The sequence below is a fragment of the Niallia yueguangensis genome, assembly GCF_052663115.1.
This window is the reverse complement of sequence record NZ_JBQTCX010000016.1, coordinates 19298-40704: the sequence shown is the minus strand read 5'-3', so window position 1 is coordinate 40704 and position 21407 is coordinate 19298. Positions and strand designations below refer to the sequence as shown.

Below are 21407 nucleotides of genomic sequence, written 5' to 3'. Positions count from 1 at the left end.
ATCCTCTCACTATGAATACAACTTCAAACTCTCGGACAAAAAATATAAAGCCAAATGTTCCACTTCTTTTACACTTATATCATGCTTAATAACTTATTATCAAACACAAGTACATTTAGACATTTATAATTTGTGAAAAACTATTGTGAAAATCGACAATGTTTATTTTAACGAAAATCGGTCCTGAATGGTATTTTTATAAAGTGAACCTTTCCATCAGTGGGGGTTTTCTTCATCCCCCACTGATGGTTAGTTGAACTTATCGGACTTTTACGGGCAGTTGTCCCCCACCTAGCTTCCTCGATTCTTCAGCATCTTGAGGTGGAGGTCTTACTGCCCGTTAAGAGTGGGATAAACAAAAAAGCAGATGGTATAGATTTTTTCTATATCAACTGCTTTTCTATTATACCAGCTCCAACCACGCGACCGCTTCACAATGTGTAAATGTAGAAAACAAAATTCCCATTTTTTTATGTTTTGTTGTTCCTTCGGGTCGTCCCTGTGACAAAGAACTGAAGTTGTTTAAAAAATTATCAAGACCTAAATCGTAAAAAGTCATAAAAAATAAGGGGTAATACATATTTTACCAATATGTATCATCCCTTTTACTTTTTGTTTCACAATCGCGCCAGTTACTTGAATAAGAACTGAATTTATAAGCCGTTATTTTCAATTAAGATTTGATTGTGAATATGGTGTTCCATATGCTCAAGATAATCTTGTATAAGCCACTCTAGTGTTTTATGTTGATTATTTCCTATATCACATAGGTTGGATAACTTCTCGTTAGAAATATTCTTAACAATATTAACAATTTGCTTATTTAATGTCTGAAAAAGGTTTACTATTTCATGAAGTGGTCTATTTTGATAATTCTGAACGATTACCCATTGGTCTTGATTATACGATTGAATAACATACAATGGTTCTTCATATTGAATTTTTATAAATCTTTCCATATTATTTATGGCAGAGTCACATAGATGTCCTAAAATCTCTTTTTTAGACCATTTATTTGGTAATGGTCGATTAGAAATTTCTTTTTCAGACATAGAGTTGTATTCTTCTGGTAATCTGTTTATCCAATGATTGATTCCCTCAACTACTTTTTGCATAATTCTACTCCCCTCATGAAATATCGATAATCAACAATTGGACTAGCCGGTTCAATTTGTAAAGAAAGTAAAAATTTTGGTTTTACAGTCATATTATGATCTCCTTTAATATTGAATTTTCTTTCTAATTAAATTATATCTTGTTTACAACATCATAGTCTTAGATAATTATAGATAATAACTATCAATATTATTGATAAAAAAGGATTGATTTATATCGAATTTTTATACCTTAAAACTTTTGTTCAAGTAGTAAATAGTGGAAGTTATACTCGTGCTGCTATTGAATTAGATTATGCCCAGTCTAGCGTTACAAATCATATCCAAAAGCTTGAGGAACTGTACGGAGGAATTGTTTTACTAGAAAGAAAAGGAAAATACATGAAGCCTACTTCTTCTGGTGAACTTCTTTTTGATTACGCAAAAAAAATACTATCCCTTCATCAAGAATCACATCTGGCTCTAAAAGAACAGGAAATCAAAACACTTTCAATAGGAACAATTGAGACATTAGCCATCTATTTTCTCCCTGAATTACTAGAAAAATTTAAAAGAATCTATCCCAACGTTCATATACGTATTATTCCGGATTATAAGCAAAACATTATTAGAATGGTTAAAGAAAAAGAGATAGATTTCGGACTTATCTTGGATTTTCCATGTCAAGTTACTGGAATAGAAAGCCTTTACATAAAAAAACAAGATATGATGATTGTTGTTCCTCATGATCATGCCTTTGCAAGTAAAACTGAAGTTGCTATACATGATTTAGAGAATGAAACTTTCATCTTAACCGATGAAGGGTGTACGTATCGTGCTTTTTTACTTGAAAGATTTAAAATGGAAAACATTTCTCACAACATATCAATGGAGCTTAGTAGCGTGGAAACAATTAAGAAAGCTGTGGAAAATAAGTGGGGGATTGGTTTTTTACCACTTTATTCAGTAGAAAAAAACGTAAATAATCAGTTGATAAAGGCGATTTCTTTACATGATAAGAATCTAAATTTTTACAGTCAATTACTCTATAGAAAAGAGAAATCCCTTCTCAAAGTTTTTCAGACATTTATTAACTGTTTAAAACAAACAATAAAATGTTGAATAACAATAATGTTTAATCTGGAGAAGCATGAGCTAAAAGTTCCTAAAAGGTGAGAATATCTGCACCCCCATTTATCATTTTAACGGCAAAATTTACAATACAGACGTTTAAAACATAATACAGTTGTTTAATAAGTTTCATTTTTTTGGTCTTATATACTCTAGTAAAAACGCTGCAACCTTTAATTTTATGGTTTGCAGCGTTACCAATTATACCGGCAATATTGGTTACAATGACTCCAATTCTTGGAACAGCGAAGACAGTTTATTACAGAAACTTTATTTTTCTCATAGGCTGTTTTCGTATAGATTGTTGCTTTTAAACTCGCAGCCTGAATACACTTCGCTTTCCGCGGGCGAGCGTCGAGCCTCCTCGTCGCATACGCTCCTGTGGGGTCTCGTCTTTCTCGCATTCCCACAGGAGTCTACGTGTATTCAGTCTGCTGAGTACTTCTTCTCCCATTTTTTTACGTAAAAAACAACAAACTTTGAGAAAACAGCCTTCTCATAACACCTTAGCAAGTTAACCATGCTCTTTGTAAAACAATATATAATTGAGATTATTCGCCTTTAACCTGCTCTGACAGATGGAGGGTAATTGCCCAAAATAAAAGAGTAAAAGCGCTGATAGAAGCACCTAATAGACATACTCCATTCCATCCATAGCTTGCATAAATATTGGTTGAAATAATTGCGCCTGTTGCACTGCCAATAGAATAAAAAATCATGTAACTCGCAGTAAGCCGACTCCTTGCTTCAGGACGTACTGTAAAAATCATACTTTGGTTGGTGACATGTACAGCTTGCACCGCTAGGTCAAGAAGGATAACACCAATAACTAATGGTAATAGAGAGTAATTAATCAATCTAATGAGGAACCAAGATATTACTAATAAAAGCAGAGCAATGCCAGTGGTTCGTTGTCCTAAACCTCGATCGGCCAGACGCCCAGCCTTCGCAGCAGCTAATGCTCCTGCAACTCCAGCGAAGCCGAATGCTCCAATAGCAGTATGTGAGAGATGATATGGTGCAGCACTAAGAGGTAACACTAATGAAGTCCATAGAATACTAAAGGAAGTAAAAATTAGAAATGCTAATATTCCACGGATACGTAAGATCCTTTCCTGTACGAATAACAAGAGGACAGAACGCAGCAACTTGGGATAAGACATAGCTGTTCGTTCGCTCCTAAAATCAGGTAATTTTCGGTATAGTAAACCAACTATGAAGAACATAAGTACAGCAGAAGTAAGATAAACGGAACGCCAACCACTCAGGTCTGTCAATGCTCCAGCAAATGTTCGCGCAAGGAGGATTCCTATTACAACGCCACTTGTAACGAAACCTACTATGCGTCCACGTTCTGTAGGATTAGACAATGTTGATGCATATGCGACGAGTGTCTGTGTAACAGTTGCAAGGATTCCCACTATAGCCATACCTATAAAAAGTATTGTACTCGTGGGAGCAATACCAATAATAATTAGAGCGACAACTGTAAGTAGCATTTGACCAATAATAAGTAATCGAGGATTGAAGAAATCACCAAGCGGAACTAGTAAGAGCAATCCAAGTGCATAACATATTTGAGTGATCGTAATAACAACCCCAATGGTTGAGTGATCAATCTTAAATTCATTTGAAATAGCATCAAGCAACGGATGAGCGAAGTATATATTAGCAACAGCCATTCCACAGGCTATTGCAAATAATAGAGTCATAGAGCGAGACATCGATGTACTGAAACGTGATTGTAATTGACCGTTATGACGATTAAGATTAGTTGTTATTTCTTCTTTACCATTCATCATTTTCATCCCCTTTTTGTACTATTCAAAATTACATACCGAATAGTATATAATTATCACAAGTAAAATATAATCGTTTTAATGTTGCAATGTCAAGGATTTTAGAAAAACGTTTGATTTTTATTCTTTTAAAATTTGACACTCCCCCATTAATTAAATAAGATTATAATGTACCAATAAGTATATAAAATTCATTGTTAATAATTAAAATTTTGGCTGTGTTAAACTTGCCTGTTGATCTCCGCTTCAGGCGTTCGCTTTCCGCGGGCGGTCTGGGAGCCTCCTCGTCGCTTTGCTCCTGTGGGGTCTCCCTCTGACTCGCTTTTCCCGCAGGAGTCTCACACCTTCCACTCCAATCAACATTGTGCAAAAATCAACAATGAGCTTTAACATAGCCTAAATTTTAAAAACGATAAAGGAGAGAAAGGATTATTATGGCTCGACTACGTGAGTTTGATGAAGAAAAAGCCTTAGATGCTGCTATGCAGCTTTTTTGGGAGAAAGGGTATTCAGCTACTTCATTAAGTGACCTAACTGCCAGAATGGGGATACAACGTCCAAGCTTATACGCTGCTTTTGGTGACAAAGAAGGGTTGTTTGAAGCTGCATTGCGCAGATATACAAAGTTACATGCTTCCCGTATTCGAACAAAACTTCAAAATAAGCCATCTGTAAAAGAAGGAATTCGTACTTTTTTTGAAAATCTAGTAGAAGAGGAATATAAAGAAAGTCCAAGCAAGGGATGTTTTTGTATTAACACAATGGTAGAACTTGCCTCTCAAAATGAAAAGTTTGAAATTCTGACGAGGGAGCATCAGATGTATCTTTCGGTTTTATTTCAAGAATTAATTGTCCAAGGTGTTCAGACAGGAGAATTTCAAAATGATCTAAATGCTAAAGCGTTAGCACAGACGCTAGTCACTTCATTAATTGGACTTACAGTAATGATGAAATCTCGTCCAGAGCGCTCATTTATAGATAACTCTGTAGCCGTGATATTATCATTATTAAAATAGTTAGATTAAAAATAAGCTGTGATAAGTTTAGCATTGCGTTTATTAATAAGGGGGATTTTAAATGACGCCAGAACAAATTGTTAGAAAATTTTTTAAAGAAGTACGTTCAGGTAACAACCTTGACTATTCAAATCAATTAATGGCAGAACGAGTATTGGCACATCAAATTATATCTGAAGAAGAACAAACAGTTTGCAGAACGCCTCAAGATTATGCTGAACACGTAAGAGAGATGATTGAAGTATATGGTAATTTTTCTTTGGAAATTCAAGAATGTTTAGTACAAGGAAATAAAGTATATGTACGTTGGAAACAAGTAGGTACACACGTAGGAGAAATCGAAGGATATCAACCTACAGGACTCCCAATAATTGAAAAAGCAAGTGCAGTATATAAAATAGAAGATGAAAAAATTTCAGAGTATTGGATTCAAGTTGATAGATTAGGAATTCAAAGTCAATTGGAGCGGAATAAAAATTTCAGTAGTTAACTAATTCGTATAGAAAATACAACGATTTTTTTAAGTAAAGGGCTATTCTTAGCGATACGCCTTCCGTAATTATACAACTTTATTATTTCTAAACGCTCTTTTCGTAAAGATTGTTGCATTTAAACTCGCAGCCTGAATACACTTCGCTTTCCGTGGGCGAGCGTCGAGCCTCCTCGTCGCAAACGCTCCTGTGGGGTCTCGTCTTTCTCGCATTCCCACAGGAGTCTACGTGTATTCAGGCTGCTAAGTACTTCTTCTCCCATTTTTTTACGTAAAAACAACAACCTTTGAGAAAACAGCCTTTCTAAAAAATCATAGAATAGATGGTTACTGTATTTCTAGATATAAAATTAAAAAACTTATTATTTAAAAAGCTGTTTAACCAATCTTTCATTAAGAGATATTCCTAATCTTGTTTCAAAGGTTGAGGATGTTGATGTGTTTTTTAGTAGGATGCAATAGTTTGAAAATCTGTGCCTGTCTCCTAGCTTTAAAAATCGGAGGACAGGCACTCCATATGAACAAATTTCTTTTTGCAATGCAGTGTCTGACAACCATAATCTAACGAAAACAGCATCATTCAACAAACTCTTAGACCATCCAATTTTTTCAACTGATTAATATCCACTTCATATTTACTTCCAGACACTCTACTAATCTTTTTTACTTCTTCTTTTGGTCCAAAATAAATTGTTTTAAAATCATCATCCTTATACTGTACAACAAAAAAATCATCGAAATCGTCAAAGGTACGTTGGTTGATGGAAATAAAACCATTTGTTTGTGCGGTTGTTTTCACACTAATCCTTCTATTATTGCTTATCACATCAAACCCATGTTGATTCGTTTGCCGTGACAAGGAGCCACCTGTTTCAATTGCACAGATAAACTCCCCGATTCTCCCTATTAAATGCCGCAATTCTGTCGGTTTACAATTTAAGACATTCATTTCATATCTTAGTATTTGATTATATTCATTATAAAGATTTATCATTTGTTCTCTACTAATAAAACTCAGCTTGCTTCTCCAAGGGAATATCTGTAAGGTTCTTTTCACGTAATGTCTTAACACCACTGACCCATTCTCCGATAATGCTTTCTCTATCACACCCCTTTGGCTTATGAAAAATAAAACCAGTATACGTTACATTTTCTCCTAGATATTTGTAGGAGCTTCTAGTAATATATTCAAAAAGATGCTTATTAAAAGCAATTCCGTTATTGTACCGATTATAGCAATAGTCAGATAAGATAACACTCGCAGGATTTGTTCCGTATTCGTCTTGAAGCATGCTTTTTACTTCAGCAGGGGTAACTACATCGTTGATTCTATTATGTAAAGTTTGAATTAGTTGTTCGTAAATGGACATTCTCGCACCTCCTATCAATGGTATTTTACCAATGGTGTGACTAGCTGACTGGATCCGAAAAGCTTTTACCAACACACTAACAAATCATGCCAAGCCCGAAAAAAATGACTATCCGTTAACAAATTACCTAATTATCCCTATTTTGATATCTTTAATTTATAATTGTATTTCTTATTAATTTTTCCTGCTATTTCCTCTAAAAATTCTTGAACAGTCATATTTTCAACCTCATTTGTATACCAAGCAAGTTTCGCCCCTTTTTCTTCTCCATTATATTCCACACTTAATGGCATATAAGCATTTACTGCAAATGTATAATCAAATTTAATATACAGTTGATTCCCATTAGGGCAAGCAAGAATTACCTTATAAATTGGATTTTTATATTCTGGTTGAAACTTCACTTTTTTTATTTTGGCTAGCATTTGTTTCTCCTATCAAATAAATATTATAGATAGTACTCAAACCATCAATAATTGGATAGCTACCCCTTCCGCTCAAAATGACAATGCAGCCGATATGTACAAATTTCCTTCGTCCACTGATAAATGATTTCTTCCTCATTTTTCTCCATTTGCAGGTTCAAAATAAATTGATCATTTTCAAAAGAAACCAATCCTTTTGAACTACCGCTCCACTTCGACATTGGCATCCGTGAGATTAAACTAGCTACCTTTTCTTCGTTATAATCCCATAACTTCTTCGTTTCTTTATCGGAAAAATCAATACGTTTTCGATATTCTTTACCATCAAATACTGGTAAAAAAATGGTACTGCTTCTTTGGCGGTTATTGTTTTGTACCATTCATGAGTATTGCGGATAGATTGAGCCAACAGTGCGGAGTTTTGAGCCACTGTTTGCGGATATCTGAGCCAGTAAGTGCGGGAAAGAGAGCCAGTGTTAGTAAAGAACAAAATAATTAAGAGCCATTAGAACAGAGTTCGTTCCAATGGCTCTTTGTTGTATTATTTAAATCTTTTATTCTCTAATTGCTTGTCAATAATCTTAATTGCCCAACGAACGAGTTCATCTTGATCTAAATTCTCCTCCTCATTCCATATGCAGGAGGGTAATAGTCTATCTTCTACTTCCATCCTTATTTCATCGGGTAAATACATATGAAAAAAATACCTAGCTATACGATTTTCAACTTCTGTTGGAATCATTGAGATACCACCAATCCATGACGTTCTCTCATCGAAACTTCTCCATCAACTAAAATCTTATATGAATCGTGAACGATTCGGTCAAGAATCGCATCTGCTATTTGTGCCTGACCTAGTTTCGAGTGCCATCCTTCTGGCGAAAATTGAGAACAGAAAATAGTAGATGCTTTCTTTAACCTTGCTTCAATAATTTCCAACACATGAAGTACATTTTCCTCTGTAAGCTCTGTTAATAACCACTCATCTAGTATCAATAAATCGATCTTTTTATATTTTTGAATTAACTTACGGAAGCTACCATCTGCTTCAAACTTTGCTACAGCTAATTCATCAAGTAATTCTGGTAATCTAATATATTTTACTTTGTGGAATTGGCGGCATGCATGAACCCCAAAGGCATTTGATATCCACGTTTTTCCGTTTCCTGAGGCTCCCATTAAAATAATGTTATGGTGATTTTGAATGTAATTTCCTGTTGCTAACTCTAGTATTAGGTTCTTGTCTAGATTACGATCAGGATGATATTCTATATCTTCAATAGCTGCCGTTGGTTCATTGAATGTCGCCTGTTTAATTAATCGTTCAAGTCTATTTGATTTACGTCTATCATACTCATAATCTACTAAGAGATTGAATCTATCATCAAAATCCATACTTTTGTAATCTTTATTCTGATATTGTTGCTGATATAATTCTGCCATCGCACCCATTTTCATTTCTATTAATTTACGTAACGTTTCTTGGTTCATCATTTATTATCCCTCCCAAAGTATTTAGCCCCACGTACAAATCCAAAGTCATCAGAGTTCGAGCCGTGACTATTCCTATCCATTTTTTGAGTTTGCTTTCGCTTCTTATTTCTCTCCAGTACGCTTTTTAAAACAGAAATTGTTGGGTTTGTTGATATTTCAAGTAAAGTTTCTGTTGCTTTTTCTATTTCTTTCTTTGTGTATTTAGTAGATAGATTCCTTAGTGTGCTAAGGATATTTAATGCTTTTTTCTCCACATTCATTTCCAAGATATAAGAAACAAATTGAGTCATAAATGGTCCAATCGTTTCTGCCCACTTTCGATTATTTTCAGGATTATATTCTAGATATAATCGGTGATTATCAGGCATATGGTCCGAGTTTGTAGAAAACTGGATAAATTGTTTAAACCTTATCCTCAAAATGCTATCATTACTATAATGTTAAGATTATCAGGAGGCTTTATAAATTGAAAAAAACAGTAAACGTTGTCGCAGCAATCATCGAAAACGAACAAAATGAAATATTATGTGCTCTTCGCTCTCCCAAAATGTCACTTCCAAATATGTGGGAGTTCCCTGGTGGGAAAGTGGAAAAGGATGAGGATATTTTTTCGGCTTTAGAGAGGGAAATTACGGAGGAATTGGGATGCAGTATTAAGGCAACGGAGTTATTTCACGAGAATACACATGAGTATGATACTTTTATTATCACTTTAATATGTATTAAAGCAAAAATTGTAGAAGGTACTCCAACTGCTAGTGAGCATTCAAAACTTATTTGGTTAAAAAGGGAAAACTTAGATTCCTTAAAATGGGCACCTGCTGATATTCCAGCGGTTTCTGCATTAATAAATGAATAAACGTAAAAATGCTAGGTGCAGGACCTAGCATTTTTTTATACTTTGATGACAAATTCATTATATATATTTGTTGGTAATGTATGCTCTAATTGCATTTTTACTGTGATAGGCTTTTCACCTTCAAAATCTACTGTATTTCCTTTGCCAATATAAATATATGGCTCTATCTTTCCGTCTATTTCTCTATATTTTCTTATAAAAAGATGTAAATGGATTCCTCTATCTTTATTATTGATGATATTTTTCCCTCTATCGGAACTTTGGCTAGTGCTATTTGGTGTTTGCCATTGAAACGTATTTTCATCGATAATTTTATCTTTATAATTGATACTTTCCTTTATATTCTCTTCTTTATGGAGATCAATATATAGAAAATAATCATTTCCATTAGTTAGTAAGCCAGAGCCTCTAAACGAACTATGTATTTTACGGTAATTTGATAATAAAGCTGCATCCACCATTTGATATTGTTCATATAGTTTAAAATGTGGTATTCCGTAATAAGTATCTTTAAATTCTTTTTCATAACGGAAAATTCCATACGTCACAATATCTACAAGATACTCTTTATATTGTTCCTTTTGTAATAATTGCTGAAAAGAAACCGTCTTATAAAGCTTACCATTTTCATAATCACAAAGCTTTAATTTCCCCTTCTTTTGCACACTATCATAATATGTTTGATTTAAGCATTCAAATGCATGAAGAATACTATCCTCATCTACTTTTTTTACAAATTTCAATATTTCATGCTTTGCATCTGCAATTGATAATTCATCCTTTTCAAACAAAGCAATTAAAATTGCAAACTCATATATACGCTTTACAGGCAGTTTACTTGATAGCTCTTTTAAAGCACTTTCAAAATCTTTATTTTCCAGTAATCCTTTTAAACGATTATCCTTTTCTACTTTAGCTACAAATTGGAGATAGCTTTTTTCTCTATCAATAAATTTGATTGGATCCGGCGCACCATCATATTTTAAATAATCTACTAATAAATAAGGAGCTTGACCATTGTTCATTTTTTTAAACTCAAAATATTCCTCTTTTAAATATTTCATTGAGTTAAAATTTTCTTTATCTATTTGGGCCAATATTCTTTCTTGAGAAATTCGATCCATTTGAATATGTGTACAGCCAGGTATATTAGAAAAACCCGTTGCAATCGCAACCTTTAGACTTTCTTTATCATAGTATCTACTTCCATTTAAGGCGATTGCGATTAAAAAGGATTTACTATGGTTTCCAATAAAATCTAAAACGGTTAAAAAGTTTTTCCCATTATACTTTCTAAGCCCTCTCCCTAATTGTTGGATAAAAACAATCGGTGAATTAGTTGGTCTTAACATTAAAACCGTATTAACAGTAGGAATGTCTATCCCTTCATTAAAAATATCTACTGAGAAAATAACTTCTAAATCATCCTGATCATCTTCTAATTTATTAATATAGTACGTTCTTTTATCAACACTCATTTCACCAGTTAAACAAACACTTTTAATCCCTCTACTATTAAATTCTGTTTTCATGTAATTTGCATGCTCTATACTGGCACAAAACCCTAAACATTTTCTTTTTTTTCCATCATGCTGATAAAAGAACATTTTATCGATAATAAAATCAACTCGTTCATTGATTTTTAATCGCTTTGTTATCTCTGCAATATCATTAATATCAACATTACTTAAGTTCACTTCATCTATATCAGTAATCCCAAAATAATGAAATGGAACAACCAATTCATCATCAAGCGCTTCGTGTAAGCGAACTTCTATCGCCACATTATTATCAAAAAGATCAAACACATTATGATGATCACTTCGTTCAGGTGTTGCAGTCATTCCTAAAGTAAATTTTGGTGTAAAATAATTAATTACAGACTGGTAACTTGGACTTGTTGCATGATGTGCTTCATCATAAATAATATAATCGAAATGATCTTTACCGAACTCTTCATAACAATTTTTTAACGTTTGAATAGTAGTAAAAATATAATCAGCATGCTTATCCTTATGACTTCCTGTGAGTAATCCAAAGGTAATTTGCTCGTTTGGTAAGAGCTTTTCAAAGGTTTCTTTTGCTTTTTTTAATATTTCTCCCCTATGTACAATAAATAGTAGTTTTTTTGGCTGATATTGTTTTACATCAAAAGCAGACATATAGGTTTTTCCTGTTCCTGTGGCTGCAATTACAAGCGCCTTCTTTTCTCCAAAAGAACGTATTCGCTTAAGATTTTCCATGGCTCTTTTTTGCATTCTGTTCGGAACAATATATTCACTTTTTTCATAAATAAGTTGCTGTTGATTCATTGTGTTGTTTACAATAGTTTGCAGAAAACTTTCATAATCATTAATAAAGCTTTCATCAGCTTCTGTAGTAATTTCCCAAAGCTTATTATATTCCTTTAGTACATTATGTATAAAAGATGTATCTTCTTTTGAAATGATTTTCACATTCCACTCCACATTACTTTTTAAAGCACTTTGGGTAATATTAGATGAACCGATAATCACTTTATAATGATCACTATATTCAAAAATATAAGCTTTTGTGTGAAAACCGATTTCTTTATCTGTCACAAATACTTTAAGATCGATATTATTAAATTCATTTATTTTCCTTAATGCTTTACTTTCTGTAAAATTTAAATAAGTGGATGTAATAATTTTACCTTTTATCCCCTTTATCTCCGCTTCTTTAAACGAATCTAACAAAAGTTGTAATCCACTAAAATTAATAAATGCTACACTAAAATAAAACCTTTGACACTCATTAATTGCTGTAATTAGCTCGTTTAATAAATTTCCACTCTTTGAATTAACGATTAATTCTTTTTCTACCATTCTATGAGATCCCCTCCGATATTATATTTCTTTATTTACTTGGAGCTGGATACTTCTCCCGATTCTTCATCATCTTCTTCAATCCCTCCTCCTCCAAATCAATACCAAGCTTATCCGCCAATTGAATTAAATAAATCAACACATCCGCCATCTCTTCTTTAATATTCTGCATATCTTTTTCTTTTGCTTCCTCACTTGTTTTCCATTGAAAATTTTCTAAAAGTTCGCTTGCTTCTAGGACAATGGAGATGGCTAGGTCTTTTTCGTTATGGTATTGTTTCCAGTTTCGTTCGTCTCGAAATGCTAGTACGTCTTTTATTAGTTTTTCCATTATGCTGCTCCTATTCGTATATTGTTGGCTGCTCTGCTACTTTGTTTGCTTTAAAGAATTCATTTTCTTGGAATGGTGGATTGCTTATTTGGTGTCTTTCCTTTATGTACTGAGCTAAATTTGCATCTGTACAATAAATAAAGCAGCCTTTTTGTCCTCTTGTCATAAGCGTTCGGTATGTATTGCGGATGATTTCGTCTGCTAGTTGTTTTGCTTTTTGTGGTTCTTCTTTCATCATCTTTTTTATTCCTTTTAAAGAAGTATCTGTTTTTGCTCGTTCCGTAAAATCAGTGATGATGGCGTCATCTTCAAATTTCAAATCATCGCCAATAATAACGCCGACATAATCAAATTCGAGTCCTTGGCATGTATGAATGCAGCCTGCTTCTTTTACTGATTTTTCGTCAATTGCCCAAGCTTCGGTATTGCCTAGATTCCAGCTCATTTTAAAATTGAATGCTGGCAAGTCTATATCATAATAATTCGGATTATTTTTGCTTTCTTTTTTCCAATCCCAGCAATATCCTGCAACAATGCGGGCTTTATTCGTATGTTTATTAAGCCTTTCGATCTCAGCACGCATTTCATTTGGGTTGTCAAAAATACGAAAATCATAGGAACTACCCATATAATCACTATTTGCTGTTTCTCGAATTTGCAGCAAGTCGTCCAGCCATGCTAGGTAGCCATTCGAACCGTTGCATCGAAACTGTGATTCTAGCTTCATTTTATGAAGATTTGCTCCTGCTTTTTTAGCAAACTTTTTAATTTCAGCTAAACTTCCTGCATCTTTAAGGGTGACTCTTTGTCGCTCATCGATAAAAAAGATCGCAAGCTTACTGGCATGAATGATTTCCTTTGTTTGATTTTCCCCTAAATGCTGAAACATGCCTGACTTTTCATTTAAACGGTGGGCTTCATCGACTATCAATACGTCTAAATCATCTTTCTCTGCATTCACATAGCTTCCAGAACCTTTAAATAAATTATCAATATGACCTTTGCGAAAATCTTGCTTGAGCTTTCTGGCATATACATTACGGGGTGCTGCATTTTTTGTTACATATTGGGATACCATATTTTCCCCCGTTAATTCAACAAGTAGATTAATAGCAAGAACTGATTTCCCTGTGCCTGGCCCTCCCTCTACTACTAGAACCTGTTTTGTTCCAGTTCGTACTGCTTCTTTTGCTAAAAAACAAGCTTGTTCATAAACCACTTTTTGCTCATCAATCATCACAAATTCTTTATTGCCTTGCAGCATCTTATTTAAAGAATCTTGTAATGATTTCGAAGGCCGGATTCTTCCGTTTTCTATTTTATAGAGATTTTCTTTATTATCCCCAACCTGTATGTATCTTTTAATAAACTCTCTTAATCTATTTGCTTCCCCTTTTATAAAAACCGGTGCCTTTTCTACATAATAATCATACATGCTATCTGTTAATGGATCTGTTTCACCTTGGTTTAAGTAATTATGTAAATACGCGCAAGGATAAAAATGCATGTTATGATTTTGGGCATTTTCATTATAATCTTCTATTAAAGCAGCATACGACCATGCTTGATAAGAAGGATGGGTTGTTTCTCGAATTCCTCTATTAATCAAAGTTTTAACAATGGCTTCTTTTCCCTTTACTGTTTCAACCTTTTCCCATTGTTTTAATTCCACAATCACCACAGAGTTCTTGTCCTTACTTTTTCCTGAAATAAGAAAGTCCACCCGTTTTGACGTATGCGGGATTTTAAACTCAATTGCTACACCAGCATTGTCTGGTATCTCGTTATCATTCAAAATTCGGTACATATATTGCATCGAATTATCCCATGCCCTAACTTCCCGCTCATTAATTTTGCCAATTTTAGAATGATAGTTATTGCAAATATTATTTACTAATTCATCGTTAAACACATCGTTGATAAACTCTGTTTTCGTAGCTTCGTAGACTATCATGCGATCATTCCTTAACGTTTGCTGTTAGTTCTATTATTAACTATTTTTGGAATAGTTTCTATGTATTAGATGTTAAAGTTACCTTTTTCTTTATTATTTTACAACATAGTCAGTATCGCTAACATTTAACTTCAATATCTCTGATAACTTTGCTCTTAATCTTTTTTCTTCTTCACTTCCTGTTGTTTTCATTCGGATAAATGGAATATTATATTTTTTTAAAATCTCATCCTTCATATGATCACGCTTTTGCTGCGCTATATTATTTGTATGATAGGCATGTCCATCTACTTCCACCACTAAAACAGGCATCTTATCCACCTTATTAAAAATAACAAAATCTGTATGTGTTAGTATGTTTTTTACATACTTATATTCTTCCTTCGTTAATTTGGACGGATCTCTAATTAACATGCTTAAAGGTTGATGGATAACCGAGCTTAATCCTTGAAATTCTGGAGAATCTAACACCTTTTCTATTACTCTATTCATTAGGATTTCAGATTGATAAAGTGAAACTTTTTTACTTTTTTTCATCACTTCTAACAGCTTTTCGGAGTAGCTGCTATAAAGGAGATCAAAAACAGAATAGATTTGGCTTTCAATAATTTCAAAATTATTATATTGAATATATCTTACTAGGTCTCCAATATTTGTTCCTTTCCATTCTTCACTATTTTCTGCTGTTAGAACGATTAATTGATGGACAGCACGTGATACAGCCACATTAATCAAATTAGATTGATCCACAAAATCATTCGCTTTAATATTATTTGCGACGGTACTTAAAATAATGGCATCTTTTTCTCTTCCTTGGAATTTATGGACAGTATCCGCTTCCGCTTGTAAATTTCTATCTTCTATCTCCTTTTGCAGTTCATTCACCTGCGTTCGATAGGGGGAAATAATTCCAACTGTTTGCTTTCCTTTATTTAACTTCTGTTCTGGAATAATTTCTTTAAATACTACATCTATCTGCCGTTGATTGAACTTTTCTCTTTCATGATTTCCTTTAACTGTTTTATATAAAATAAGTGGCATATCATCCGCTTGTTCCTTTGTTAAAACAATTAATTCATTGTTATAAAATTTTTGATTACAGAAACCAATAATTTTCGGATGACAGCGATAATGCTCTTTTAATAACGTTTTCGGGATAGTTTTATATAACGCTAAAATGGAGGATAATAGGCTATGATTCCCATAATCATAAGCTGCTTTTATTTGATAGTTTAGAAATATTTGTTCCGCTTTCTCTTTATCCTTGCTTGAAACAACATTTGGCAACTGTTTTACATCGCCAACAATTACGGCATTTTTTGCACAAGATAATGCTAAACCACCTGTGACGAGATCGACTTGTGAAGCTTCATCTACAATCATATAATCAAATAAATGTTTTTTCCCTGCACTGTTTCTTAAAGAATGCGTTGTACTGAGTATTACTGGATACTCGCTAAGAAAAGAATCAACGGCAGAATAAAGAACGGATTTTGTAAATATTTTTCTTGTTGTTCCATTTCTATACTTAGCCGCTAATTTTGCTTTAAATAAAACCATAGAATTGTGGGCATAGGCTTTCATTTCCTTCTCAAACTCGAAATTTTTAAGCTTTTTTGATAGAGTATCAATTTGCTTGTTCATTTCTCTTAATTTCGTTTCATAATACATTTTGTATAAAAAAGTAATCACAACTTCTGGAGGGTGTTTATAGATATGAAAGTTGTACACGCCATGCACGAACAAGTTGTATACTTTACTTTGCACCGTAACTCTTCCGTTTGCTTCTATATTACGTATATAACCTTGCAATATTGCTAATATTTTATCTGCACTAAATCGGAAAAAAGTTCGAAATTGAAAGGTTTGAAAATCCAATGCCGTATAATATTGCTGAAAATATTTATGCTCCGTTTTCAGATCCGTTAAGCTTTGTTTTAATTTGGCTAGTTTATTTTGATCTTCTAGCATCTCATTTAATTGTTTACTAGATTCATTTAAATTGCTTCTGATTTGTAGATACTGATCTTGGGACAACGACCAATTGTTCATATCCGGATATGCTTCTTTTTGTTCAGCAAAGAATTTATCCTGATTTTCCTTATTCCCTAAATAAGCAGCAATAAAATCGACACCATACTTCTGCAACTTTTCCAAAATATTCGCTGTTGCAGCATTATTATTAGAAACAACTGCAACTGTTTGATTATTTATAATGGCATTCGCAATTATATTTAGAATTGTTTGTGTTTTCCCTGTACCCGGTGGTCCTTCAATCACACTAAGCTGATTAGAAAAAGCACATTCTGTTGCTAACTTCTGACTATTATTAAAGCCAAAAGGGAAAATCAATTGTTCTTGTTTTTTTAACTGTCTTATCTTTTTTCCTTCTAAATATGTGGAAAGAATACTCGTTGGGTTAGGAGGTGATATCTCATTATACTGCTTTCCTAAAAAAGTAATTTCGTTAATATTTTGGCTTTTTTTATTCAATTGATTGGCAAGTTCTTTTAAATATTCAAATGTACTACCTGAAGTTTTATCATTTATACATTTCGTTTCTCGTTTTCTTGATTCATATACTTTTGTTTGTTCATCTGAAAATTCCACTTTTATATACACTCCAAATGTAATATTTTTTACATAAATTGCAGGTTTCAGGATTAATCTCTTTGGATTAGTAAACACTTTTGTTCAATTCTTTCCGTTAAAAAATAAGGTTATCATTCTCATTTAACTTAGGTTTTACCTCTTGCTATCTCATTAGGAATAATGAATGGAGCATCTTATACATTTTCTTCTATCGTATAAATATTTTCTATTAAATGGATATTACATTACTACTATTATTAACTAATTTATGCATATTGACTAGTTAAATTTAACTATAACAACGAATTCATTTCCCAAAAAGAAAAGCAGAGCAACCATCCGTTGCTCTGCCCCCCACTTACCCCTGCAATTTACTTTTTAGGCTTGCATATACATAAGACCACATATCCGTATTATTCACATAAGTATCCACTATTTTCTCATGAACGGCTTGTTGCTTTTCTTCAAATGTTGGATCATCTTTGGCAGGTAGATCTGCACGAAGTTCCGTTACAAAGGCCTGTACTTCAGGCGCCCGCGGTCCCCACACTGCTTGCTCTTTCCCTTCTTTATCAATAAAGACAAAGATTGGAATAGCTCGTGCGGTTCCATTTGTTAAATATTGATCCATCAATTCTAAGTTGCTATCTCTTAAAAGCACACTTGCTCGAATCCCCGCTTTGTCTGCAAGCTTTGATAAAATCGGCACGTTCATCATGGCATCTCCGCACCAATCTTCTGTAAGCACAATAACTCGTAGTTCTTTTCGACGCAGCTCATCGAAGAATGCATTATCACTAGGAAACTCAAACCCTTCGTAAATCTTTTGCAAGTTCTCTTTGTTTGTTGTCATAGCATCTATGTATGCTTCAATCGTTGTACCCTTGTCATACCATTCATTTAATGTTGTCATGAAAAGCCTCCTAAAAATGTTGTCCTAGACCTACTATACCATACGAAACGAAAGTGATTGATGAAAAAGGTTACTAAGACATTTTCCCAACTTTTGTCCGTTGGGGTACCTGGCAATCGTATCTATATGATAAAGAACTATCCTTAAGGAGGAGCATGATTGAAACCGTCGCTAAAAGTCCAGATTAAAGATATAATAGATAAAACAAATAAAAGAGGGGAAAGAACAGTCAAAGGTAGTTTATAAAAGTTCATAAAAACTTCTTATTTTATTATATTCTTTATTTTTATAATAAAACTAAGAGGTGAGATTAATGAGATACTATTCAATAGATGAATTTACTAAATGGATAGGAAAAACAACAAAAACATTAAGAAATTGGGAAAAACAAAATACTTTCAAACCATATTATGCGACAGAAGGGTATTGTACAGTTATTTCGCGACAAAAAGATGATGAAGAAGTTGATGAAAAGTGATCCTTGCAAAGAAAATAAGGATAAAACCAACGAAAGAACAGGAACATCAGCTTTGGAAATCAGTAGGAACAGCTCGCTGGGCATATAACTGGACATTAGGGAAACAAGAAGAAAATTATAAGAACGGTGGTAAATTTATATCTGATGAATTCCTGCGTAAAGAATTGACTGTTTTAAAACAAACGGAAGAATATTCTTGGTTGTATGATGTATCAAATAATATTACAAAACAAGCAATCAAAGATGCTTGTGATGCGTATAAGAAATTCTTTAATAATCAAGCAAATAAACCACGTTTCAAAAGCAAGAAAAAATCAATACCATCTTTTTATAATGACCCTATCAAGTTAAAAGTCAAAAAGAATAAAGTATTAATTGAAAAAGTTGGCTGGATTAAAACATCTGAACTTTTGCCAAAGGGTGTAAAGTACTTCAATCCAAGAATCAGTTTTGATGGTAAGTACTGGTATTTGTCTGTTGGAATGGAAGAAGGAATAAAATCAACGGAATTAACAGATGTTTCGCTTGGAATTGATGTTGGCGTGAAAGAACTAGCAGTATGTTCAGATGGTAGAAAGTTTAAAAACATGAACAAAACAAAAGCAGTAAAAAAGGCAGAAAAACGCCTTCGCAGGTTGCAGATTCAAGTTTCTCGGAAATATAAGCTGAATAAGGAGGGAGACCGTTTTGTCAAAACGAGCAACATTTTAAAAATCGAAAGGAATGTGCGGAACCTACATAGAAGATTATCGAATATCAGAACCAATTATCTTCATCAAACGACTAATGATATCGTGAAAACCAAACCATATCGAATTGTCATGGAAACCTTGAACATTAAAGGAATGATGAAGAATAAGCATTTGTCTGAATCGATTGCCAAACAAGGCTTATACGAATTCAAACGACAAATCCAGTATAAATGTGAGAAGCATGGGATTGAATTTGTGGAGGCTGATAAATGGTATCCATCTTCTAAAATGTGTTCATGTTGTGGAACGGTTAAAAAGAATCTAAAGCTATCTGACCGAATATATCAATGTGATTGTGGTCTTGTAATGGATAGAGATTTGAACGCTTCTATCAACTTATCACATTATCAATTAGCAAATTAACACATTAAACGTTACTTGCTAATATGTAGGATTCGTTGTATCCGAATTTACGCCCTCGGAGTGTTATATCAAACGAAAGTAGCTTCGGCAAAATCGGACACGAAGAACAGGGAAATAAACAAACTTTATAGATTTTTATAAGGTTTTGGCAACGGCGTTCCAAAATGGAAACCCAGAAGTGATACTTATCATTTTCATAAACGAAAGAACAGAAAACAAAATACCAGCTGACTGGGAACTTAAAGACTACAGCAACTTGATTATGAATATAATGAATAATATTGATAACGACATTCATCTCTATCACTTGCAAACTTTTGAGCAGGAATACTTTGTTTTTGATGATGGTTATTGGATCGTGATTATTGGTGCTAACAGAATAGTGGATACTGCTTTTTATTGTAATAATACAAAAAATTATTTACATCCAAATAAAGGTTATAAATATTTAGGGAAAGTAAGGGAGGTATTGGAATGAGTATGTATATGCAGGATATTCTTAATTACGGTGAAGATGTTAACGATTTTGAAATCAGTCCATTTGAAAGTGTACAGATGTTGCACAATAGAAGTGAAATTCAAACGGTGTTTCATGAATTAAGCTTAGAAGAACAACAACTTCTTGCTGAATATGACGCACACCTATTCAAGAATGTACACAAGATGTACCGACATATTAAAAAAGCATATGATTTTAACTTATCCAATCAGCCTAATGACGAATGGTGGTGGCATTTGGATAAAGTGATGAAAGGGACCATTAAAGTCGGATTAACAACAGGAATAGGTGGCAAAGTTATGTAAAGAGCCACCTGTCACTCAGGTTCCTAGATCTATTTACTACTATATTAGTGTACTTTATATATAAATAAATATTGTTACATTTTATATAACAAAATTGAGCTTATCACGGGCTTCACCTTCTATTTACGATAAACCAATGTGAAAAAGAACGTTTTAGGAAAACGGTGGAGAGCATCCTCAATTTTCCTAAAGCGTTCTTTTTTTGTCAGGTTATTCTTTAAACTCTTCAAACTCCCTATTTTCTCCACCTGGATCAGCTAAACTATACGAGTTTTTTACTGAATAAACTATTTTTTCACCGTTTAAAGAGTTGATATCTATTTCTACAACTGTCTTTTTAATACCACCATCAATATATGCAAGAAATGCTGTGTACTTCTTTCCATTTTTATTATAAGAAGCCCTCACATTATAATCTGAATTGGGTGGTACATACTTGATATTATAGGAAAGAGTTTCACCATTTCTTAGCTTTGGAAACTTGATTAAAGGAATATTATATTCACCTTCTAGATATAATTCTAATTCTGGAGTTTCTGATTTATAGAGGTTTGTTACTGAAATATTTACTCCATTTCGGTATGCGTCATACTCGCTTTCATCCAAATGAAATACTTGGATTACTGCTAATGCTAATATAACTAAAAAAATAGATATTGATAGAAAAAGAAAAAATTTGTTTCTTATTAACATTTT

The 21407-nt window shown here is 33.3% G+C and carries 22 protein-coding genes and 1 pseudogene; 8 read left to right on the top strand and 15 right to left on the bottom strand.

The features are described from left to right. Positions 1-653 precede the first annotated feature (653 nt). The gene (locus ACTYA4_RS14910) at positions 654-1115 is read right to left on the bottom strand and encodes a DinB family protein (protein ID WP_443481279.1); all 462 of its coding nucleotides are present in this window, start codon (positions 1113-1115) and stop codon (positions 654-656) included. Between the two features lie 207 nt (positions 1116-1322). Between ACTYA4_RS14910 and ACTYA4_RS14905 the strand changes: the two genes are divergently transcribed. Further along, on the top strand, positions 1323-2216 hold the full coding sequence (locus tag ACTYA4_RS14905) for a LysR family transcriptional regulator (RefSeq protein ID WP_443481280.1): 894 nt from the start codon (positions 1323-1325) through the stop codon (positions 2214-2216). Positions 2217-2776: 560 nt separating this feature from the next. Here the strand turns inward: ACTYA4_RS14905 and ACTYA4_RS14900 are convergent. Next, positions 2777-4024 (bottom strand): MFS transporter, encoded by a 1248-nt coding sequence (locus ACTYA4_RS14900; protein WP_443481345.1) that lies wholly within the window; start codon positions 4022-4024, stop codon positions 2777-2779. A 434-nt stretch (positions 4025-4458) separates the two neighbouring features. On the opposite strand from ACTYA4_RS14900, the gene ACTYA4_RS14895 reads away from it, so the two are divergent. Both ACTYA4_RS14895 and ACTYA4_RS14890 read left to right on the top strand, forming a co-directional pair. Further along, entirely contained in the window at positions 4459-5040 is a 582-nt protein-coding gene (locus ACTYA4_RS14895) for a TetR/AcrR family transcriptional regulator (protein ID WP_443481281.1), read from the top strand. Positions 5041-5101: 61 nt separating this feature from the next. Beyond that, positions 5102-5530 carry an ester cyclase gene (locus ACTYA4_RS14890; protein ID WP_443481282.1) on the top strand — a complete coding sequence of 143 codons (429 nt, stop codon included), beginning with the start codon at positions 5102-5104 and terminating at the stop codon, positions 5528-5530. Positions 5531-6110: 580 nt separating this feature from the next. Here the strand turns inward: ACTYA4_RS14890 and ACTYA4_RS14885 are convergent. From ACTYA4_RS14885 to ACTYA4_RS14855, 7 genes are all read right to left on the bottom strand, one after another. Continuing rightward, the gene (locus ACTYA4_RS14885; RefSeq protein ID WP_443481283.1) at positions 6111-6524 is read right to left on the bottom strand and encodes a DUF6998 domain-containing protein; all 414 of its coding nucleotides are present in this window, start codon (positions 6522-6524) and stop codon (positions 6111-6113) included. Between the two features lie 10 nt (positions 6525-6534). Beyond that, the gene (locus tag ACTYA4_RS14880; RefSeq protein WP_443481284.1) at positions 6535-6900 is read right to left on the bottom strand and encodes a DUF7225 domain-containing protein; all 366 of its coding nucleotides are present in this window, start codon (positions 6898-6900) and stop codon (positions 6535-6537) included. A gap of 137 nt (positions 6901-7037) precedes the next feature. Further along, complete coding sequence (locus ACTYA4_RS14875) at positions 7038-7325, bottom strand: hypothetical protein (protein WP_443481285.1); 288 nt, start codon at positions 7323-7325, stop codon at positions 7038-7040. A gap of 59 nt (positions 7326-7384) precedes the next feature. Beyond that, the gene (locus ACTYA4_RS14870) at positions 7385-7705 is read right to left on the bottom strand and encodes a hypothetical protein (protein ID WP_443481286.1); all 321 of its coding nucleotides are present in this window, start codon (positions 7703-7705) and stop codon (positions 7385-7387) included. A gap of 161 nt (positions 7706-7866) precedes the next feature. Beyond that, positions 7867-8067, bottom strand: a complete 201-nt coding sequence (locus ACTYA4_RS14865; protein ID WP_443481287.1) for a hypothetical protein — start codon at positions 8065-8067, stop codon at positions 7867-7869. Next, entirely contained in the window at positions 8064-8819 is a 756-nt protein-coding gene (gene istB / locus ACTYA4_RS14860) for an IS21-like element helper ATPase IstB (protein ID WP_443481288.1), read from the bottom strand. The genes ACTYA4_RS14865 and istB overlap by 4 nt, the downstream gene beginning before the upstream one ends. Further along, positions 8816-9073 (bottom strand): hypothetical protein, encoded by a 258-nt coding sequence (locus tag ACTYA4_RS14855; RefSeq protein ID WP_443481289.1) that lies wholly within the window; start codon positions 9071-9073, stop codon positions 8816-8818. The genes istB and ACTYA4_RS14855 overlap by 4 nt, the downstream gene beginning before the upstream one ends. A gap of 212 nt (positions 9074-9285) precedes the next feature. On the opposite strand from ACTYA4_RS14855, the gene ACTYA4_RS14850 reads away from it, so the two are divergent. After that, complete coding sequence (locus tag ACTYA4_RS14850) at positions 9286-9678, top strand: (deoxy)nucleoside triphosphate pyrophosphohydrolase (protein WP_443481290.1); 393 nt, start codon at positions 9286-9288, stop codon at positions 9676-9678. Positions 9679-9713: 35 nt separating this feature from the next. Here the strand turns inward: ACTYA4_RS14850 and ACTYA4_RS14845 are convergent, their stop codons facing one another. From ACTYA4_RS14845 to ACTYA4_RS14825, 5 genes are all read right to left on the bottom strand, one after another. After that, positions 9714-12524: a DEAD/DEAH box helicase gene (locus ACTYA4_RS14845; protein WP_443481291.1), complete on the bottom strand. Its 2811-nt coding sequence runs from the start codon at positions 12522-12524 to the stop codon at positions 9714-9716. A 31-nt stretch (positions 12525-12555) separates the two neighbouring features. Then, positions 12556-12855 carry a nucleotide pyrophosphohydrolase gene (locus ACTYA4_RS14840; protein ID WP_443481292.1) on the bottom strand — a complete coding sequence of 100 codons (300 nt, stop codon included), beginning with the start codon at positions 12853-12855 and terminating at the stop codon, positions 12556-12558. 10 nt (positions 12856-12865) lie between these two features. Continuing rightward, positions 12866-14809 (bottom strand): DNA/RNA helicase domain-containing protein, encoded by a 1944-nt coding sequence (locus ACTYA4_RS14835; RefSeq protein WP_443481293.1) that lies wholly within the window; start codon positions 14807-14809, stop codon positions 12866-12868. 93 nt (positions 14810-14902) lie between these two features. Next, positions 14903-17419, bottom strand: a complete 2517-nt coding sequence (locus ACTYA4_RS14830; protein ID WP_443481294.1) for an AAA domain-containing protein — start codon at positions 17417-17419, stop codon at positions 14903-14905. Positions 17420-17759: 340 nt separating this feature from the next. Next, a complete protein-coding gene (locus ACTYA4_RS14825; RefSeq protein ID WP_443481295.1) occupies positions 17760-18314 on the bottom strand; it encodes a thioredoxin family protein in 555 nt (184 codons plus the stop codon). Between the two features lie 313 nt (positions 18315-18627). Here ACTYA4_RS14825 and ACTYA4_RS14820 point away from each other — a divergent pair. The 4 genes and pseudogenes from ACTYA4_RS14820 to ACTYA4_RS14805 form a co-directional block, all read left to right on the top strand. Beyond that, a pseudogene (locus tag ACTYA4_RS14820) lies at positions 18628-18720 on the top strand (MerR family transcriptional regulator); the annotation flags it as partial. Between the two features lie 68 nt (positions 18721-18788). Then, on the top strand, positions 18789-19907 hold the full coding sequence (locus tag ACTYA4_RS14815; RefSeq protein ID WP_443481296.1) for an RNA-guided endonuclease InsQ/TnpB family protein: 1119 nt from the start codon (positions 18789-18791) through the stop codon (positions 19905-19907). A gap of 178 nt (positions 19908-20085) precedes the next feature. After that, the gene (locus ACTYA4_RS14810) at positions 20086-20385 is read left to right on the top strand and encodes a hypothetical protein (protein ID WP_443481297.1); all 300 of its coding nucleotides are present in this window, start codon (positions 20086-20088) and stop codon (positions 20383-20385) included. After that, on the top strand, positions 20382-20711 hold the full coding sequence (locus ACTYA4_RS14805) for a hypothetical protein (protein WP_443481298.1): 330 nt from the start codon (positions 20382-20384) through the stop codon (positions 20709-20711). Before ACTYA4_RS14810 ends, ACTYA4_RS14805 begins: the two co-directional genes overlap by 4 nt. A 210-nt stretch (positions 20712-20921) precedes the next feature. On the opposite strand, the gene ACTYA4_RS14800 is transcribed toward ACTYA4_RS14805, so the two are convergent. Continuing rightward, complete coding sequence (locus ACTYA4_RS14800; RefSeq protein ID WP_443481299.1) at positions 20922-21404, bottom strand: hypothetical protein; 483 nt, start codon at positions 21402-21404, stop codon at positions 20922-20924. Positions 21405-21407 lie beyond the last annotated feature (3 nt).

Excerpts from the sequence above, each read along its gene's own strand:
- ACTYA4_RS14910 (WP_443481279.1), bottom strand. The coding sequence starts at position 1,115 with ATGCAAAAAGTAGTTGAGGGAATCAATCATTGGATAAACAGATTACCA.
- ACTYA4_RS14900 (WP_443481345.1), bottom strand. The coding sequence starts at position 4,024 with ATGAATGGTAAAGAAGAAATAACAACTAATCTTAATCGTCATAACGGT.
- ACTYA4_RS14895 (WP_443481281.1), top strand. The coding sequence starts at position 4,459 with ATGGCTCGACTACGTGAGTTTGATGAAGAAAAAGCCTTAGATGCTGCT.
- ACTYA4_RS14890 (WP_443481282.1), top strand. The coding sequence starts at position 5,102 with ATGACGCCAGAACAAATTGTTAGAAAATTTTTTAAAGAAGTACGTTCA.
- ACTYA4_RS14885 (WP_443481283.1), bottom strand. The coding sequence starts at position 6,524 with ATGATAAATCTTTATAATGAATATAATCAAATACTAAGATATGAAATG.
- ACTYA4_RS14880 (WP_443481284.1), bottom strand. The coding sequence starts at position 6,900 with ATGTCCATTTACGAACAACTAATTCAAACTTTACATAATAGAATCAAC.
- ACTYA4_RS14875 (WP_443481285.1), bottom strand. The coding sequence starts at position 7,325 with ATGCTAGCCAAAATAAAAAAAGTGAAGTTTCAACCAGAATATAAAAAT.
- ACTYA4_RS14870 (WP_443481286.1), bottom strand. The coding sequence starts at position 7,705 with ATGGTACAAAACAATAACCGCCAAAGAAGCAGTACCATTTTTTTACCA.
- ACTYA4_RS14865 (WP_443481287.1), bottom strand. The coding sequence starts at position 8,067 with ATGATTCCAACAGAAGTTGAAAATCGTATAGCTAGGTATTTTTTTCAT.
- istB (WP_443481288.1), bottom strand. The coding sequence starts at position 8,819 with ATGATGAACCAAGAAACGTTACGTAAATTAATAGAAATGAAAATGGGT.
- ACTYA4_RS14845 (WP_443481291.1), bottom strand. The coding sequence starts at position 12,524 with ATGGTAGAAAAAGAATTAATCGTTAATTCAAAGAGTGGAAATTTATTA.
- ACTYA4_RS14840 (WP_443481292.1), bottom strand. The coding sequence starts at position 12,855 with ATGGAAAAACTAATAAAAGACGTACTAGCATTTCGAGACGAACGAAAC.
- ACTYA4_RS14835 (WP_443481293.1), bottom strand. The coding sequence starts at position 14,809 with ATGATAGTCTACGAAGCTACGAAAACAGAGTTTATCAACGATGTGTTT.
- ACTYA4_RS14825 (WP_443481295.1), bottom strand. The coding sequence starts at position 18,314 with ATGACAACATTAAATGAATGGTATGACAAGGGTACAACGATTGAAGCA.
- ACTYA4_RS14805 (WP_443481298.1), top strand. The coding sequence starts at position 20,382 with ATGAGTATGTATATGCAGGATATTCTTAATTACGGTGAAGATGTTAAC.
- ACTYA4_RS14800 (WP_443481299.1), bottom strand. The coding sequence starts at position 21,404 with ATGTTAATAAGAAACAAATTTTTTCTTTTTCTATCAATATCTATTTTT.